At 65.2% G+C, this 16,038-nt stretch carries 16 protein-coding genes; 5 read left to right on the top strand and 11 right to left on the bottom strand.

What is annotated here, in order from left to right; translation table 11 throughout:
* Positions 1–644: 644 nt before the first annotated feature.
* The gene (locus tag G3480_RS20880) at positions 645–1,277 is read left to right on the top strand and encodes a pseudouridine synthase (protein ID WP_164655826.1); all 633 of its coding nucleotides are present in this window, start codon (positions 645–647) and stop codon (positions 1,275–1,277) included.
* A gap of 87 nt (positions 1,278–1,364) precedes the next feature.
* Here the strand turns inward: G3480_RS20880 and G3480_RS27950 are convergent, their stop codons facing one another.
* Positions 1,365–1,727, bottom strand: coding sequence for a hypothetical protein (locus G3480_RS27950; RefSeq protein ID WP_206171824.1), 363 nt, complete (start codon positions 1,725–1,727; stop codon positions 1,365–1,367).
* A gap of 119 nt (positions 1,728–1,846) precedes the next feature.
* Positions 1,847–2,698: a bile acid:sodium symporter family protein gene (locus tag G3480_RS20870; RefSeq protein ID WP_164655825.1), complete on the bottom strand. Its 852-nt coding sequence runs from the start codon at positions 2,696–2,698 to the stop codon at positions 1,847–1,849.
* 473 nt (positions 2,699–3,171) lie between these two features.
* Here G3480_RS20870 and lysM point away from each other — a divergent pair, with 473 nt between their 5' ends.
* The 4 genes from lysM (at position 3,172) to G3480_RS20850 (ending at position 7,287) form a co-directional block, all read left to right on the top strand.
* A complete protein-coding gene (lysM, locus tag G3480_RS20865; protein WP_164655824.1) occupies positions 3,172–3,609 on the top strand; it encodes a peptidoglycan-binding protein LysM in 438 nt (145 codons plus the stop codon).
* An 84-nt stretch (positions 3,610–3,693) separates the two neighbouring features.
* Complete coding sequence (locus tag G3480_RS20860; protein WP_206171823.1) at positions 3,694–4,866, top strand: cell surface protein; 1,173 nt, start codon at positions 3,694–3,696, stop codon at positions 4,864–4,866.
* Positions 4,863–5,786 (top strand): DUF6384 family protein, encoded by a 924-nt coding sequence (locus tag G3480_RS20855; RefSeq protein ID WP_164655823.1) that lies wholly within the window; start codon positions 4,863–4,865, stop codon positions 5,784–5,786. Before G3480_RS20860 ends, G3480_RS20855 begins: the two co-directional genes overlap by 4 nt.
* A 10-nt stretch (positions 5,787–5,796) precedes the next feature.
* On the top strand, positions 5,797–7,287 hold the full coding sequence (locus G3480_RS20850) for a coiled-coil domain-containing protein (protein ID WP_164655822.1): 1,491 nt from the start codon (positions 5,797–5,799) through the stop codon (positions 7,285–7,287).
* 105 nt (positions 7,288–7,392) lie between these two features.
* On the opposite strand, the gene G3480_RS20845 is transcribed toward G3480_RS20850, so the two are convergent.
* The 9 genes from G3480_RS20845 to G3480_RS20805 form a co-directional block, all read right to left on the bottom strand.
* Positions 7,393–8,967, bottom strand: coding sequence for an AAA-like domain-containing protein (locus G3480_RS20845; RefSeq protein ID WP_164655821.1), 1,575 nt, complete (start codon positions 8,965–8,967; stop codon positions 7,393–7,395).
* A 99-nt stretch (positions 8,968–9,066) separates the two neighbouring features.
* The gene (locus tag G3480_RS20840; protein WP_164655820.1) at positions 9,067–9,204 is read right to left on the bottom strand and encodes a hypothetical protein; all 138 of its coding nucleotides are present in this window, start codon (positions 9,202–9,204) and stop codon (positions 9,067–9,069) included.
* A 12-nt stretch (positions 9,205–9,216) separates the two neighbouring features.
* Complete coding sequence (locus G3480_RS20835) at positions 9,217–9,453, bottom strand: thioredoxin family protein (protein ID WP_164655819.1); 237 nt, start codon at positions 9,451–9,453, stop codon at positions 9,217–9,219.
* 9 nt (positions 9,454–9,462) lie between these two features.
* Positions 9,463–10,416: a permease gene (locus G3480_RS20830; RefSeq protein WP_164655818.1), complete on the bottom strand. Its 954-nt coding sequence runs from the start codon at positions 10,414–10,416 to the stop codon at positions 9,463–9,465.
* Positions 10,409–11,497 carry an ACR3 family arsenite efflux transporter gene (gene arsB / locus G3480_RS20825; protein WP_164655817.1) on the bottom strand — a complete coding sequence of 363 codons (1,089 nt, stop codon included), beginning with the start codon at positions 11,495–11,497 and terminating at the stop codon, positions 10,409–10,411. Before arsB ends, G3480_RS20830 begins: the two co-directional genes overlap by 8 nt.
* A 204-nt stretch (positions 11,498–11,701) precedes the next feature.
* Positions 11,702–12,118, bottom strand: a complete 417-nt coding sequence (locus G3480_RS20820) for an arsenate reductase ArsC (RefSeq protein WP_164655816.1) — start codon at positions 12,116–12,118, stop codon at positions 11,702–11,704.
* A 28-nt stretch (positions 12,119–12,146) separates the two neighbouring features.
* On the bottom strand, positions 12,147–13,094 hold the full coding sequence (locus G3480_RS20815) for an MBL fold metallo-hydrolase (RefSeq protein ID WP_206171822.1): 948 nt from the start codon (positions 13,092–13,094) through the stop codon (positions 12,147–12,149).
* Positions 13,095–13,150: 56 nt separating this feature from the next.
* Entirely contained in the window at positions 13,151–13,504 is a 354-nt protein-coding gene (locus tag G3480_RS20810; RefSeq protein ID WP_164655815.1) for a metalloregulator ArsR/SmtB family transcription factor, read from the bottom strand.
* 130 nt (positions 13,505–13,634) lie between these two features.
* On the bottom strand, positions 13,635–15,878 hold the full coding sequence (locus G3480_RS20805) for a tetratricopeptide repeat protein (protein ID WP_164655814.1): 2,244 nt from the start codon (positions 15,876–15,878) through the stop codon (positions 13,635–13,637).
* Positions 15,879–16,038: the final 160 nt, after the last annotated feature.

Below are 16,038 nucleotides of genomic sequence, written 5' to 3'. Positions count from 1 at the left end.
CTTCTGTCTTGTCCTTTGGTGGGGGGCGCCCGCCTCGGCCGCGCCTGGGCGGCGGGGGGGCGGCGGGCGCGGCCCGCACCCACCGCTCGTGCGCTTGGACCGAACGATGATCGAGACCGACCTAGAATCCTTGAGGGCGCAAGATGCTTGCAGATGAGTCAAATTTCGATGAAGCGTCCGGCCATCCAAAGCCGGTCGGTATCGGTATCGGTATCGGTCCGACGATAGCGATCCCGATTCCGATAGCGATCCCGATGGCATGACGCGTCGGTCTGAGGCGAAGCCTCGTTAGGAGGATGGGTACACCCATCGACCCTTAGCGCTCCGAACGCAGCGCATCGTGCGGGCTTCGCCCAGCTTCGGGATCGGAACGGCAGCGATCTTGTTTCGGGCAAAGCACCTTAGAAAGCGCTCATCAATTGTTTCCCGATGCGAGCGATGCCGATGCCGCCCGAAATCCCCCCTGGCCCCCCTTTGCGAAAGGGGGGAAGTTGTTGATGGTCACTTTCTTAGGAAGCTAGGAAGCGCATCGCAGGGGTTCTGCAATGTATCGCCACAAGACAGCGCCTGCCGGGACCCGTGTCTCCCGAGCAGACCCCAGGCTGTAGAATCAAGGCACCAATCGGCCTCCAGTTTATCTGCGCATGTCCCGCCTCATCCTCTTCAACAAGCCCTATGGGGTGCTGAGTCAGTTCAGCGGCGGGAAAAGCGGCGCCCGCGACACCCTGAAAGACTTCATCCTCATCCCCGGCGTCTACCCGGCGGGACGTCTGGACAAAGACAGTGAAGGTCTACTGCTCCTAACCGACGACGGCCAACTGCAGCATCGCATCAGCCATCCGCGCCACAAGGCCTGGAAGACCTATTGGGTACAAGTCGAGGGCACTCCAGGGCAGCCCCAGCTGGACCGATTGCGCGAAGGCCTAGTGCTGAAGGACGGCCCGACTCTCCCCGCGCGCGTGCGCACCCTGGATGAGCCCGACCTCTGGCCGCGTGATCCGCCCGTACGATTCCGTAAGCGCGTGCCGACTGCCTGGCTGGAGATCGCCATCCACGAAGGTCGCAATCGACAAGTCCGGCGCATGACGGCCGCCGTTGGGCTGCCGACGCTCAGACTGGTGCGCGTCGCGATCGGTGATTGGCGGCTCGGCGACCTCCAGCTGGGCCAATACCGCACACTGGAGATGACCGACGCGCCCGCTGGCCAGCGGGCGGAGGTGAAACCGCGAACGGGCACGGCCAAGCGCCGGAGCGGCCGCGAGGGCTCGGGACCATGAGCGGCCGTGTGGGCCGGCTCCCGGACCTCAGGTGATTTACGATAAACACCCAGATCCGATCGATCTGATCCAGGCCTGCGTTCGACCTCAATCGCCATAGGATCGATCGTAGTCGTCGTAACCTCGGCCCTCGTCATACGACCGACCGTAGCCATCAGCGCGGCCGTCATAGACAGCGCCTCGACGGTGCGCGAAGTGCGGCGGAGGCGCGTCGTCGTATCTGGCGAAATGCGGCGGACCCGGACGCGGATACACGAACACCGCCGCTGGAGGCGGACGATGATAGGGCGGAGGCGGCGGAGGCGGACCAAGCAGCAAGCCTCCAACCACGCCGCCGAGGAAGCCAGCTGCGGCAGCCGCCGCCCCAGGATCCCCTGCATGGGCATTGGTCGCGGGGACTCCGGCCGACAGGACGGCCAGGGTCGTTAGCGCAAGCGTTGTGCGTTTCATGTCGTATTCCCTCTCCTCTGCAGATCTGAGCAGCATTGAGACAGGCGTCTTGCGTCTGGTTTCCGAACCAAAGATTAGCCACCGATGCATGAACGGCGGCTGAACCAGGCCCAGGTCCGTCATGCCGTGCCGGCCCCGCCGCGCGCTGAAGCACGCCGGCGCCAGCGCAGATAGGGAATGGAGACGACTGCGGAGACCAAGATGTAGACCGCGACCATAACCGCCGTGCGCGGACCAGGCAGAGACGCCGCGACCAAGATGGCGACGCCCAGGTGACGGGTCGAGCAGGCGATGGCGAGGGCTGTGCGGTCGTCTTCAGCGGGCCCGCCGAGCACATGCCCGATAGTAAGGGCCGCCAACAGCAGTCCGGCCAAGGCCAGCGCCCCAGACCAGCCAGCCTCCAGCAAGAGGTCCCAGTTGAGCCAGAAGAGGACCAGGAAACTCGTCGTGAGCACCAGTCCGGCGGCTGCCAGCAGCCGACTGGAGAGCTTCGCGGCCAGTTCCGGAAAACGCCAGCGCACCAGCATGCCGACGGCAAGCGGCAAGAGAAAGGACTTGGCGAGCACCCAGGCAACCTCGACGGGGTCTAGTGCAGCGGGCTGATCGAGCCAGGATGCGAGCACGGCGAGCCAGAGCGGAACCACGATGATCGCCAGGAAACTAGAGGTCACGACCAGGCTGAAGGTGTAGGTGCCTTCACCCAGACCCATCAATTTGCGCGGCAGCAGGGGTGCGCCAGCTGAAGCCGCAAGCACGAGGATGCCCAGCTCGGCCCCAGGCGGCAGTGCCACGAGGTTCACCAGCAGCAGGGCCGCTAGCGGGACCATCAGGTACATGGCCACCACAGACCTCAGCAAGAGCCAGGGACGCCGCCAAAGGTAGGCGAGATCATCAGCGCTGGAATCCAGACCGATGGCGAAGATGATGACGACGACGGACAGTTTCAGAAGGGCCAGCAATGTCAGAGTCATGTCCCAGTCACCTTGGCCTGGTGTGGTATGTCGATGACGAGCGGCCGGTGCGAATCAACGCCTCGGCAGCATTCGTGAAGAGGGCTCATGTGAAAGGGACAACACTCAGAGCGGACTCGCGCTTTGCCGCAAGCCAAGCCGGAGGCAACGCGCCGAACAAGGGACCACCACCTGCTTCATTCCAGCATCAAGCGTCCCGCCTGGCAGATCTAAGAAGTTGGGAGAGTACCCAAAGCACGCGCTTGGGGCGATAGACAGCATCCGTAAGGGCGCAATCACCGCGCGCGGCCCGAACCTCCCAACGCCAAAGCCTCCGAGGGTCCAGGCTATGCTCGGCTGAGAAAGCCATCGATTTTCGCACTGTCTGACTATACTTCTGCCTTCCAGTGGGCAGGATCTCGCAATTGGGCTCGACGAGCATACGAAGACTTGCCAAAACCACGAAAGCTCAACAAGCGCATCAGGAGGCCGCGATGGGACTTTTCGATTTTGCGAAGGGTATCGGACACAAGCTTTTCAACAAAGACGCGGATGCCGAGGAGAAGATCCGCGAGCACATCGAGCAGAACAATCCGGGCGTCAAGGATCTTGACGTCAGTTATCAGGATGGCGTGGTCTCCCTTGGCGGCTCGGCGGACGATGCCGCGGCCATGGAGAAGGCGGTGCTCATGGCCGGCAATGTCATGGGCGTGGCCGAGGTGAAGGCAGACGGGATCCAGGTGCCGGCATCCAGCGAGAAGGTCGACTACTACGTCATCCAGAAGGGCGATACCCTTTCCGCCGTCGCGAAACACTTCTATGGCAAGGCGTCCGAATATCCCCGTATCTTCGACGCGAACCGCGAGGTCATCAAAGACCCCGACCTCATCTTCCCCGGTCAGAAGATCAGAATTCCTCTAGATCAGGACTAGGCCGCAGCCTCGGGCGAGCAAGGCGCTCGCTCCTCACTCCACATCCAATGCCAATCGCGCCGACTTCATCACCGAGGAATCGCCATGACTGCCGCCCCCATGCAGTATCTCGACAAGGCCATGACGCAGCTGCACGACCTGGGGCTGGTGCCCGAGGAGCGTGACGGGCGCGATCCCATCATCGCCCTGCTCAATCAAATCTCGGCCTTGGACGAGGGCCGCGTCGCCGCCATCGCGCGCACCCTGAGCCAGTCGTCGCTATTCAACGACGTGGTGCGCGAGCAGGTCCAAGCGATGGAGATCGGCCAGCGCTACGAAGACATCACCAACGCCTTCAACAGCATCCGCGACGACGCCAAGTCCATGGTCGATCAGGTCGAGGACGGCAAGATCGACACCTTCGAGCGGCTTGGCAACGTCTGGATGAAGGCCACTCGAGGCGACATCGCCAGCCGCTTCGACAAGATCAAGGAGACCTACCTGGACGTCACCGCCTCGACCAGCGACCAGATCCAGCGCGAGCACAAGATCCTGGAGGCCTATCAGGACTTCCGCGGTGCGCTGAAGGAATCCGAGGTGCTGGGTCTGGAGGTGCTCAAGACCGCCGAGGGCCGGCTCGACGCCGCCAAGGCCGAGGTCAAGACGGCCATGGACGCGATCGAGGGCTTTCAGGGCCAGGAGCCCGCCGAGCGTGCGAAATTGGAACTGGCGCGCGACGAGAAGGTCCGCGCCCTGCAGAACGAAGAGAAGCGCTATCAGATCGCCAAGGACCTCGCGGACAACCTGACCATCGCCTACAACACCTCCGAGGTGGTCATGGCCCGCCTGCTGCAGACGACTAACGCCAAGGAGCGCGTCTATGCCCAGGCGGTGAGCTTCTTCAGTACCAATGAGGTGGTCCTGACCGCGCTAACCGCCTCCTTCACCGGCATGTTCGGCCTGCACGAGGGCACCCAGACCGTCGAGGCCATGAAGGAAGGGGTCAGCCAGTCGCTCGAAGTCCTCGCCGACATCGGCGGCAAGGTGCAGGAGGCCGCGGTCAGGGCCGGCTATGGCCCCACGGTGCGCGCCGATGCCGTCAAGAAGCTGGTCGATTCGGTCGTGAGCTGGCAGACCCGCTCGCACGAGATCATCGAGGAGATGCGCGTCCAGAGCACTACCAACGCCAATGAGATCCGCAACGCCGTCGAAGAGGGCAAGCGCAAGCTCGCCCGCCTTGCCGAGCAAGGCAAGGGTCTGGCGACGCCAACCCCATGAGCCCGGAGACCAGCACCCCCGACGCGGCGGCCACCAGCACCAAGGCGCCGCTGGATGACCTCATGCTCGCCATGGACGTGGTCGACACCCTGCGTCGGCGCGAGCGCCTGGTCAAGCGAGAGATCGACGTCGCCGGCCGCGAGGAGGATCTCAAGGAGCGGCTGCGCAAAATCTACCAGGGACAGGGCATCGAGGTCCCAGACCACATCCTGGCGGAGGGCGTCGCGGCCCTCAAGGAGGACCGCTTCATCTACCGGCCAAAGTCTGGCGGGCTGGCGGTGCGGCTCGCGCGGATCTATGTGAGCCGCGGGCGCTGGGGGACCTGGCTCATGGGCGGCGTCGGCGCCTTGATCGCCGCCTGGACCATCAACTACGTCGTCTTCATCGCCCCGGACGCGGCGCTACCCGAGCGCCTCGCGAGCCTCTACGCGGAGACGGCCGAACTCGCCAGGACGGACGCTGCACGCACCCGCGCCGAGCGTCTGCTCGAATCTGGCCAAGCCGCCGCGCAGGCCGGCGATACGGCTGCCGCGCACCAGTCGCTGGAGTCGCTGGAGACCCTGCGCGCGACCCTGAACCAGGCGTACAGCCTGCGCATCTTGAATCGGCCCGGTGCGCAAACTGGGGTCTGGCGCATCCCGGACATCAACACCCAAGCGCGCAACTACTACATCATCGTCGAGGCAATCGACCCAAGCGGCAACGTACTGAAGGTGCCGATCACCAACGAAGAGACAGGCAAGACCGAGCGCGTGACGGCCTGGGGGCTACGGGTGGACAAAGAAACCTTCGACCAGATCGCCCGCGACAAGCGTGACGACGGCATCATCCAGCGCGACCGCTTCGGCGAAAAGCCGCGCGGTGCCCTCACGCCCAACTACGAGATGCGCACCACGGGCGGCGCCATCACCCAGTGGTAAGGGAGCGGACATGATCTCAGGACGACAGACCCTGGCCTCCATCGATCAGGCGCTAGACGCGGAGCGCGTCAAGCTGACCGAGATGGCACAGCGCATCGAGGCGGCGAGCACGACCCAGCTCAAACTCCAGCAAGCCGATGCCGAGGACTATCGCGCCCTCGCCCGCACTCGGGTGGATCTGCTCGCGGCCGGTGAGCTGGCGCGCCACATCGACCAGGCCGAGCAACAAGTGATTGCCTTGCTGAAGGCGCGCGAAGAGGCACTTGAGGCCATCGGAGCACGCATCCACGCCGCCGAGCTGGAGCGCACCCGGCTGGAGGCGGAGCGCCAGACTCAGGCCGAACAAGTCGACCGCGCGGCCGAGGCCGTGGACAGGGCCGAGGCCGGCACCCAGGCACGGCTGAACGCGGACCCCGCCTATCAGCAGCAGCACCAGCTGGCCCAAGCGGCGGAGCGCACCGCCATGCACGCCGAAGAAAAGGCCACCGAGAGTGAGCAAGAGAAGGACCAGAAGGGCGCCTCCTACCGCGCAGATCCGCTCTTCATCTACCTCTGGGAGCGCCGCTATGGCACCCCGGCCTATAAGGCCAACCCACTCGCGCGCTGGCTCGACGCCAAGGTCGCCCGACTCATCGGCTTCGCGGACGCCCGGGCCAATTACGCGCGTCTGAACGAGATCCCGGAACGCCTGCGCGAGCACGCGGAAGCCCTGGGTGCCGCGGCGGACGCCGCCTTCGCGGCGCTCGAGGCGCTGGACTCGGCCGCGCGCGAGGCAGACGGCATCCCTAAACTGGAGGCCGAGCTGGAACGGGAGCAGCAGGCCCTGAACGCCATGGACGCCCGTATCGCGGCTGCCGAGGCGGAGCAGCAGAGGCTGCTCTTGGAGCAGGCCAGCTTCGCTACAGGCGAGGACGCACAGACCAAGAAGGCCGTGGAATACCTCGCCGCCGAGCTAAGGCACGACGACCTCATGACGCTGCGGCGCGAGGCCCTGAGCACGCCCTTTCCCGACGACGACCTCATTGTCAGTCGCCTGCTTCAGCGCGACGACGAGCGCCGCCGGCTGGAGGCATCCGGGCAAGGTCTCAGAGACAGCCTCGAACAGCAGCGCAAGCGGCTCAGCGAGCTGGAATCCCTGCGCGTCGACCTCAAACGCAGCGGCTACGACCGCCCCGGCTCCAGCTTCCAGGACGGCGCCCTCGTCACCCTCATGCTCGGCAACTTCCTCAACGGCATGCTCGACCGCAACGGCCTCTGGCGCGTACTCAAGGAGCAGCAGCGCTACCGGCCGCAGCGCAGCGATCCCGGCTTCGGCTCCGGCGGTTTCGGACGGGGCTCCGTCTGGGGAGGCGGCCTTGGGGATCTTGGGAATCTCGGGGACATCGTCGGCGGCGGACTGGGGCGCAGTCCGATCCGCAAGCGCAGCAGCGGAAGAAGGAGCGGAGGAGGCTTCGGAGGCGGTAGCAGCGGCGGCGGATTCCGCACCGGCGGTGGTTTTTGAGCCCGCGTTCTCCAGCCATCGCCGCAGAAGCACCACCCTCGGCGTGACGGCACCCGATCGCGGCGGGGCGCCGCTCCCACGCCCACCGACCGAGCAAGCAAGCACTCAGGCGCGCACGACCCGAATCCGCCGCCCCTGGGGGCTAGTCGCTTCGGTGCTCGTAAGGCGCTCGGCGACCGGTGCCAGACCGGGGCGCCGGTCGAAGATCACCAGCCAGCCGCCGTCCAATCCCAGCCCCGCCAGATAGGCATCCAACTGTGTCAGCCCCTCCGCGAGCGGATCGGGCGCCCTCTCCCGCCACACCTTCAGCTCGATGCCGAGTGTGACCGCACGGTAGCGCAGACAGAGGTCCATGCGTCCGCGGCCGATGGCATATTCCCGCTCCAGCGTCCCCTCGCCGTTGACCACCCGCTGCATGAAGGCCATGAGCACCAGATGCGGGGCAATCTCGTGGTAAGGCGCGCTGCCGAGCAGCGGCTCGCCATGCTGGCGCCAGAAGGCGAGGAAGGCGGCGAGCAAGGCATCTGGCACCAGATTGCCGGCGGCGTCGAGCCAGCTTGGAGTGATCTGCGGCAGGGATGCCTGCGGCGTGAAGGCGAGTGCGCGCGGCAGCACCTCGCGGTAGATGGGATTGGCGATTGTTAGACCGCGACCATTGGCCATGCGGCACAGCCCGAGATCGATCAGATACTGGATATCGTCCGTGGGCACCTCTCCCAGCGCGGTGCCCGCCAGCATGGGCTCGATCACCCGGCGCACGCGCGGCTCGCGCAGTTTGTCGGCCAGTTGGTCGAGATGGGTCACGCGGCACAAGATGAGGTTTTCCTTGGCCTGATCGATCCTTGCCCGATCGATCGCCTGGGAGCGGTCGCGTCCCTCGCGCATCTCGAAACAGGTCTCGTAGGCCAATGCATTGACCAACCAGGGCTGGCCCTGGGTCAGCTCCCAGACACGCGCCAGCGCCTCCGGGGTGAAGGCCTGCCCGGTCTCCTGGGTATGCTCCTGGAGTAATGCGGACACCTCGTCCGCCGAGAAATCACCCAATCGCAGCGATTCCGCCTTGATGTTGTAGGCGCTGCCGCCGTTGATAGCCTGGTGCTCGGAGCTGGCATGGATGCGATAGTCGCGCAGATCACGCACGCCGCAGAGGATAACGGTGTTGGGAAAGGCCGCAGAACGCTGGGTATAGCCTGCCCGCAACTGGCGCAGCAGCGCGATCAGGGTGTCGCCGATCAGGGCGTCGACCTCGTCGAGCAGCACCACGAGCGGTGCGGAGCTGTTCAGTGCCCAGTTTTCGAGCAGTCCGGTCAAGGCCCCGTCGGCGCCCCGCGCCTGCCAGGACGACTCCGTCCAGGCATGCAGACGATCGTCACCCAGATAGAGTCGGGCGGCCGCCTCGATGGTGCCGCAGATGGTCCGCATCCCCCTGGCCACATCCTCGCGGGCGGTCTGCGCCCCTTCGAGATTGGCATAGACCGCGCGATAGCGCCCTTCGCGATTCAGGTGCTCCATCAACGCCAGCAGACAGCTGGTCTTGCCGGTCTGACGCGGGGCATGGAGCAGAAAGTATTTCTTCTGCTCGATGAGCATCAGGACCTCGTCGAGACCCCAACGCTGCAGCGGCGGCAGACAATAATGATCCTCGGGCTTGACCGGTCCCTCGGTGGTGAAGAAGCGCATTCAGGGCACCTTCGCGCGCATGAGGTCAACCTGCGGCAACGTTAGCAGATTGTGGCTGCAGAGGCGCTGGCAGCAGGTAGACTGCCTGAGCGCCGCGAATCAGTGGACGCGACAGTCTCCGTGACAGACCACACATTGATCCATCACCTGCGACAAGGCAGCGAATACGCCGGCCAGATCGCCGCTCACCTCGGCGTCGCGGGCAGCGACGGCAAAGCGGCTAGCCGCGCGATGCATCTGCGCGCCGGCTCATCCAAGCACCCAATCCCTGACCTGATCCGGGCCTGGAATGCTCCCGGCGTGCACCACCTTGCCATCCAGCACCACGCCCGGCGTCGACATCACACCGAAGCCGAGGATCTCGGCCATGTCCGTGACCTTCTCCAGCTCGATCTCCACGCCGGCCTCCTTGGCCGCCTGCGTGATCGCGTTGGCAGTAACCTCACAGTTGCGGCAGCCGCCGCCCAATACCTTGAACTTCTTCATCGATAGACCTCAAGCGATCAGATTGAAACCCCAGCCCACCAGGGTGAAGGCCACCGCCAGCACCCCGGCGAACAGGGCCAGAGCGGGCCAGCGGATGACCTTGCGCAGGATGAGCATCTCGGGCAGCGAGAGTGCGGCGACGCTCATCATCAGGGCCAGGGTCGTGCCGACCGCAACCCCTTTGGTCAGCATCGCCTCCGCGACCGGGATGATACCCGTGGCGTTCGAATAGAGCGGAATCCCCAGCAGCACCGCAACTGGAACCGTATACCAGTCATCGCCGCCCAGGTGAGCGGTCACCCAGCCGGCCGGGACGAAGCCGTGGAAGAGCGCACCGATGCCGATGCCGATCAGGACCCAGCGCCAAATACGCCCGACAATCTCTTTGACCTCGCCAACCGCGTAGCGGTGACGTCCCAGCAGGCTGGTGTCCGGGTCGGGCATCGCTGCCTCTCCCATGCGGATCTTCCAAACGTAGTCTTCAACCCAGCGCTCCGGGCGGAATTGCTGCATGGCGATGCCGCCAAACCAGGCGACCAAGAGCCCGGCGGCGACGTAGAGCGCGGCGAGCTTCCAGCCGAGGATGCCGACGAGGATGACGGCGGCGACCTCGTTGATCATCGGGCTCGCGATCAGGAAGGAGAAGGTCACGCCCAGCGGGATACCGGCCTCCACGAAGCCGATGAAGAGCGGCACCGAGGAGCAGGAGCAGAAGGGCGTGACGGCGCCCAGGGTGACCGCCATGCCGCGCGCCTGCCAGTCGGGGCGGTCGCGCACGAAGGCGCGCACCCGCTCGGGCGAGAGCATGGCGCGTAAGAGTCCCATCACATAGATGACGATGACCAAGAGCACGAAGATCTTGACCACGTCCATCACGAAGAAGTGAACCGCCGCGCCCAGATGAGACTCGGGGCTCAGCCGAAGGATCTGGAAGGCGACCAGGTTCGCGAAGCTATCAAACATGGACGGCGACCGCAGGGCCCTCTTCATACCAGCCCTTGGTACGGTTGACGATCCGCACCACCAGCAGCATGACGGGAACCTCGATCAGCACCCCGACCACGGTCGCCAGGGCCGCCCCCGACTCGAAGCCGAAGAGCGAGATGGCCGCCGCCACCGCCAGTTCGAAGAAGTTCGAGGCCCCGATCAAGGCCGAGGGACAGGCGACATTGTGCTTCTCACCAACCTTGCGGTTGAGCCAATAGGCCAGCGCCGAGTTGAAGAAGACCTGAATGAGGATGGGCACCGCCAGCAGCAGGATGATCAGCGGCTGCTGCAGGATGGCCTCGCCCTGGAAGGCGAAGAGCAGCACCAGCGTCGCCAGCAGCGCCAGGATAGAGGCATGTCCGAGGCGGTCCAGAGTCGCATCGAAGCGCGCTTGGCCCTGCTTCAGCAGTCGGCTGCGCCACAGCTGGGCGATGATCACCGGCATGACGATATAGAGCACGACCGAGGTCAGCAGCGTATCCCAAGGCACGACGATCGACGACAATCCGAGCAGCAGCCCCACGATGGGCGCGAAGGCGAAGACCATGATGCTGTCGTTGAGTGCGACCTGCGATAGGGTGAAATAGGGATCGCCGCCCGTCAGTCGGCTCCAGACGAACACCATGGCGGTGCAGGGCGCGGCGGCGAGCAGAATGAGTCCGGCCACATAGGAGTCGAGCTGCTCCGCCGGCAGCCAGGGCGCGAAGAGCCCACGGATGAAGAGCCAGGCCAGCAGCGCCATGGAGAAGGGCTTGACCGCCCAGTTGACGAAGAGGGTTACGCCAATGCCTTTCCAGTGCGCCCGCACCTGATGCAGGGCGCCGAAGTCGACCTTCATCAGCATGGGGATGATCATCACCCAGATGAGCAGACCGACCGGGATGTTGACCTGAGCGATCTCCAGCTTACCCAGGAACTGGAAAGGCGCGGGGAAGAACTGCCCCAGTCCAATGCCGACGACGATGCAGAGCGCGACCCAGAGGGTCAGCCAGCGCTCGAAGACGCTCATGGGTGCACCGCTCGCGGCCTTGGCGGTGGTTTCACATTGGACACTCATGATTGATTCCTGAGCTGGGCTGCGCCCGAATCGCCAGGGCGGCAGCCTGTAACAGAGCAAATGTAGGGTGGACAAGCGCAGCGCAGTCCACCAATGGCTACGCGGGGGCTCGGTGGACTTCTCTCCCGCTCGTCCACCCTACCGATTCATCCCTACCGGCCGGCCCGGCGACGCCGTCCGGAACGCAAAGCGGGGCATCATGCATCAGAGCCCCAGCGCGTCGCGCACGGCGGGAAGGAGCCGAGCACGGATGTCATCACGCACGCGGGTGAAGGCCTCCAAGGGCTCGCCGTGCGGATCCTGGAACGGCAGATGGATCTGCGGCACCGGACGCGGAAAGACCGGGCAAGTCTCCTTGGCGTTGTCGCAGACGGTGACCACCAGATCGATCGGCTCGTCTAGCACGGCATCGACATCCTTTGGATAGAGCCCGTCGGTCGGCAGACCGGCCGCGGTCAGCGCGGCGATGGCGCCGTCCGCCACCTTGGGCTGCGGCCGAGTTCCGGCCGAGAGGGCTCGCACCTGGCCGGCCAGATGGTGATTCAGCAGCACCTCGGCCATCTGCGAGCGGCATGAGTTGCCGGTGCAGAGGACTAGGACAGTCTTGGGCTCGGTCGACATGGGTCATTCCATCCCTCGTGGTTGACGCTCATTCGCCGCCTCGCTCGAAGTCAAGGTAGGCGCGATTGATGTTGGAGCGGTTTAGGGTCTCGAAATTTTCCAGGTGGCTGAACTGTGGCGCATCCGCGAGCCGAGCGACCACTTCGTCCAGCGGCTCCCACTCCGCCTGCGCAGCGCCCACCTGCTCGACCAGCCAATCCAGATAGGCGCCCGTGTCACGCTCGGCCTTGGCAAGATCGCCGACACGACCGTGACCTGGAACCAGCACGACGGGCTCCAGGGCCTCCATGCGGTGGAAGGCCTCGCGCCAGCTCAGCACGCGGCTACTCGGCATCACGCCAAGCAAGCGATCGAGGTAGACCAGGTCGCCGGTGAAGAGGATCCGCTGCGCGGGCAGCCAGACCACGGCATCTCCCGGGAAGTGGGCGTCGCCAAGGTCCATCAGCTCGATGCGGACGCCACCCAGTTCCAAGCGCGCATGATCTCCCGCCAAGGGCGCGCTCGCAGTCACGGGTTCGGTCCCCGCCAACCGCTCGCCGAGCACGGGCTTCAGTCTCGCCAGATGCTGTGCGCCATAGACCTTCTGCGTCTTGGCGGTCCCTTCCAGGGCAATGACCTCGGCGCCCTGCTCGGCGAAATAGGCATTGCCCAGCCAGCGGTGGTCCTGGCTGCCGCTGTTGATGACCCATTTCACCGGCCGGTCGGTCACCGCGCGAATGGCGGCCGCGATCCGCTTGGCACCCTCGCGCGAGGCGCCCGAGTCGATCAGCACCACGCCCTGGTCGGTCACGATGAATCCCAGGTTGCAGTTGAGTGCGTCATTGTCCGCAGTGCGGGCACCGGTGGGGCCGATCAGGGCATAGACATCCGTGCCGACCGGCACTGTCTTCAACTCGCCGGCCCAGGCGGCTGTCATGGCGAGCACGAGCAATGGGATTGCAAGGGCGCTGTAAAGTCGATGGCTGACAGTGATCATTTCTGCGCTCGGGCCTCCAAAGTGTCTTCGCGATGGGCAGGGCCTGACGCCTCGCGTCAGGCGCAGCGGGCCGTCGCCGGCCGGTTGGTCATGGTCGACAAGGCGCGCTCATCATCGCTGAAGGGCGATTGCTCCGACACGCCGGCGGCCGTCTCTCGCAGCACGCCCTGAATCCACGTTGGGAGTGCCGGATGGATGCGGTAGTGGACCCAGAGTCCTTCGCGTCGATCCGCGACCAGCCCAAGCTCCCGCAGCTGGGCCAAGTGCCTCGAGACATGCGGCTGCGCCGCACCCGTCGCATGAGTCAGCTCACAGACGCAGAGTTCACCATGACGCAGCAGCAGCATGAGGCAGCGCAGCCGGATGTCGTGGGCCAGTGCGGCGAAGAGGGTGTTCGCTGTGAGTGTCATGCCGAAAATATACTATCTGCGATATATATCGTCAAACGTATGTGTTGCCTCGTTCTACGCTCGGCTAAGGACGCATCGCACCAGCGAAACCAAGGGTGAATGCCCGAGGGTTGAAGGGCGCGGCGCCCCGCTATTTGAGCGCCTTGAGCCGAGCGGCGTAGTCGCGGGCGGCCTCGAGATTGCCACTCTGTTGGTTGAAGGTGACGAGGGCGAACAGGATGTCGCGGTCGGTTGGATGGCGCTCGAGCGCCTGATCGAGGATGGCCAGGGCCTTGGGCAAGTCTCCGGCGCCCTGGAGCGCCAGGGCTTGAACGTAGGAGTAACGCGGGTTATCCGGGTCCAGCGCTGCCGCGCGCGTCAAGGAGCCCACGGCCTGCGGCAGCGCCTTGGCGCGAATCTGCAACAGGCCAAGCGCGTAGTAGAGGCTCGCGTCCTGCGGAATGACCGCCAGGCCCTGCTGAAGTAGGGTCTCGCCGTCCTGGTCGCGGCCGAGTGTGCGAAAAAGGTCGGCAAGGTTCACATAGGCAGGCCCGAACTTGGGATCGAGCCGGATTGCGGTGCGGTAGGCCTTCTCCGCCGCCTCCGGGCGATTGGCGGCCGCCTCGACCAGACCGATATTGAGGTGAGACTCCGCCCGCTCCGCATTCACTAACTGGGATGCGCGATAGGCCTCCAAGGCCGCGTCGAGCCGCACCTTCTCGCCATCCGGCAAGGGCATGGCGGCAAGCGGGGCAAGGGTGCGCGCGGCCTCGGTGCGTACCGCCAAGATGGGATCCGCGAGCAATGGGAAACCAAGCTCCATGAGGGTCGGAGGATTCGCCGTGTCCAAATAGCGAACAGCGGCCGCGCGAACCAATGGGTCCCGATCCTGCAGCAAGCGGCGAAAGGTCAGCATGTGCGTGGGGTCGGGATACTGGTGCAACAGATCGAGCGCCGTCGCGCGCGCGATCGCGGGTTGGGCCTCATCGCCCGCAAGCGCGATGAGTCTGTGCGACGCCTCTGTCGCGCCGACGCGTCCTGCGTGCAGCGCCTGTCCATAGTGCGGCCGGTCGGGCGCGGTCTTGCCATACCAGCCTTCGTAGGCCTCCAGCGCCCATTCGGCCGACTTGTCCGCATGGCAGCCATTGCAGGCGTTGGGGCTATCGGTCGCGATCGTCAGATCGGGCCGTGGGATGCGCAGACTGTGATCGGCCCGTTCGTCGATCACCATGTAGGCGCGCTGCGGCATGTGGCAGGCGGTGCAGGAGGCGCCTGCGGAGCCCTCGTCGTGATGGTGGTGCGCCTGGGTGGCATAGCGCGCGCTCAGATGACACTGGGCGCAAACCTGATCGCGCTCGGCCTTCAGCTTGAGACTATGCGGATCATGGCAGTCCGTGCAGGTGACACCTTGGGCGAACATCCGGCTCTGGATGAAGGAGCCGTGCACATAGACCTCGCCCTGGATCTGACCATCCGGGTAGTAGAGCCCTTCGTCGAGCAGCGCCAGTCGGTGCGTATCACCGAGCGGTCGACCATAGACGTAGTGCTCGCTGATCTGCCCGCGTCGCGAATGGCAGCGTGCGCAGATGTTGATCTGGGTGTGAGTCTTTCTGGAGACGGAGCGCCGCGGCAGTTGGGTCTCCGCATCAATGATCCAGTGGCCGCCGTCACGGTCGGCCAGATCCACCACTAGCCCCTTGCGCTTGTCCCAGTGCGCGACTCCGCCCGCGGCCGCCAACCGCGCCTGTTCCAAGTGACCCGAGGCCGGACCGTGGCAGGCCTCGCAGGCGACGTCGATCTCGGACCAGGTGGTCGAGAAGCTGTCCGTCGCCAGATCGTAGCCCTTCTTCAGATGCGTCGAGTGGCACTCGGCGCACTGGTAGTTCCAGTTCTGATCCCGGCTTGTCCAATGCAGATCATGACGATGATCTAGCGGCTCATCCGGGTAGAGATGGAACCAGCGCTGCCCGCCCGCGTCCTTGGCGCGGCTGTCCCAGGCGATGCCAAGGCTCTGCAGCCGCCCGCCCGGAAGGGGAATGAGGTACTGCTGCAAGGGCCACCAGCCAAAGGTATAAGGGACGGGATAGTCATGGAGTTCGCCGTCCGGACCATCGGTGCGGACCATGAAGTCACCATCCTTGCGGAAGAAGCGCGAGGTGACGCCGTGCGCGGTGAATTCGACGCCGTCGAAATCGCCGAGAACTGTTTCCTCGGTGGCCTCGGTCATGGCGAGGTCATGATAGGAGCCACGCCACCGCTCAAGCTCCACCTGATGGCACTCGCCACAGACCTGGCTGCCGACATAGGTGGGCTGAGGCGCGCTCGCAAGCGCGGGCGCGGCGGTCAACAGGATCGCAAGCATTGCGTCGCGGAAGCCGTTGGCGAAGGGGCTCATAGGGAGAGGGTCTCGGGCTTCCAGCTACGCTGCGTCAAGGGATGTCCTGTATGCGCCAAGCGGCGCGGGGCCGGGGGAAACCCGCCCCCCCCCCGGCAACACCCCCCCAACCCGCCCATACGAAAGGGGAATTTTGAGGCTGTTAAACCACGGGGGGCCG

Source organism: Thiorhodococcus mannitoliphagus, assembly GCF_010915725.1.
GTDB classification, from domain to species: Bacteria; Pseudomonadota; Gammaproteobacteria; order Chromatiales; family Chromatiaceae; genus Thiorhodococcus; species Thiorhodococcus mannitoliphagus.
Note: the sequence above shows the minus strand (reverse complement) of the source record. Positions and strands in the feature narration are given on the sequence as shown.

What these genes read in the sequence shown, in the direction of transcription:
- G3480_RS20860 (WP_206171823.1), top strand. Translation starts at nt 3,694, where the DNA reads ATGACTGCCGCCCCCATGCAGTATCTCGACAAGGCCATGACGCAGCTG.
- G3480_RS20845 (WP_164655821.1), bottom strand. Translation starts at nt 8,967, where the DNA reads ATGCGCTTCTTCACCACCGAGGGACCGGTCAAGCCCGAGGATCATTAT.
- G3480_RS20840 (WP_164655820.1), bottom strand. Translation starts at nt 9,204, where the DNA reads ATGCATCGCGCGGCTAGCCGCTTTGCCGTCGCTGCCCGCGACGCCGAG.
- G3480_RS20850 (WP_164655822.1), top strand. Translation starts at nt 5,797, where the DNA reads ATGATCTCAGGACGACAGACCCTGGCCTCCATCGATCAGGCGCTAGAC.
- G3480_RS20805 (WP_164655814.1), bottom strand. Translation starts at nt 15,878, where the DNA reads ATGAGCCCCTTCGCCAACGGCTTCCGCGACGCAATGCTTGCGATCCTG.
- G3480_RS20810 (WP_164655815.1), bottom strand. Translation starts at nt 13,504, where the DNA reads ATGACACTCACAGCGAACACCCTCTTCGCCGCACTGGCCCACGACATC.
- G3480_RS20830 (WP_164655818.1), bottom strand. Translation starts at nt 10,416, where the DNA reads ATGTTTGATAGCTTCGCGAACCTGGTCGCCTTCCAGATCCTTCGGCTG.
- G3480_RS20870 (WP_164655825.1), bottom strand. Translation starts at nt 2,698, where the DNA reads ATGACTCTGACATTGCTGGCCCTTCTGAAACTGTCCGTCGTCGTCATC.
- lysM (WP_164655824.1), top strand. Translation starts at nt 3,172, where the DNA reads ATGGGACTTTTCGATTTTGCGAAGGGTATCGGACACAAGCTTTTCAAC.
- G3480_RS27950 (WP_206171824.1), bottom strand. Translation starts at nt 1,727, where the DNA reads ATGAAACGCACAACGCTTGCGCTAACGACCCTGGCCGTCCTGTCGGCC.
- G3480_RS20835 (WP_164655819.1), bottom strand. Translation starts at nt 9,453, where the DNA reads ATGAAGAAGTTCAAGGTATTGGGCGGCGGCTGCCGCAACTGTGAGGTT.
- G3480_RS20880 (WP_164655826.1), top strand. Translation starts at nt 645, where the DNA reads ATGTCCCGCCTCATCCTCTTCAACAAGCCCTATGGGGTGCTGAGTCAG.
- G3480_RS20815 (WP_206171822.1), bottom strand. Translation starts at nt 13,094, where the DNA reads ATGATCACTGTCAGCCATCGACTTTACAGCGCCCTTGCAATCCCATTG.
- G3480_RS20855 (WP_164655823.1), top strand. Translation starts at nt 4,863, where the DNA reads ATGAGCCCGGAGACCAGCACCCCCGACGCGGCGGCCACCAGCACCAAG.
- G3480_RS20820 (WP_164655816.1), bottom strand. Translation starts at nt 12,118, where the DNA reads ATGTCGACCGAGCCCAAGACTGTCCTAGTCCTCTGCACCGGCAACTCA.
- arsB (WP_164655817.1), bottom strand. Translation starts at nt 11,497, where the DNA reads ATGAGTGTCCAATGTGAAACCACCGCCAAGGCCGCGAGCGGTGCACCC.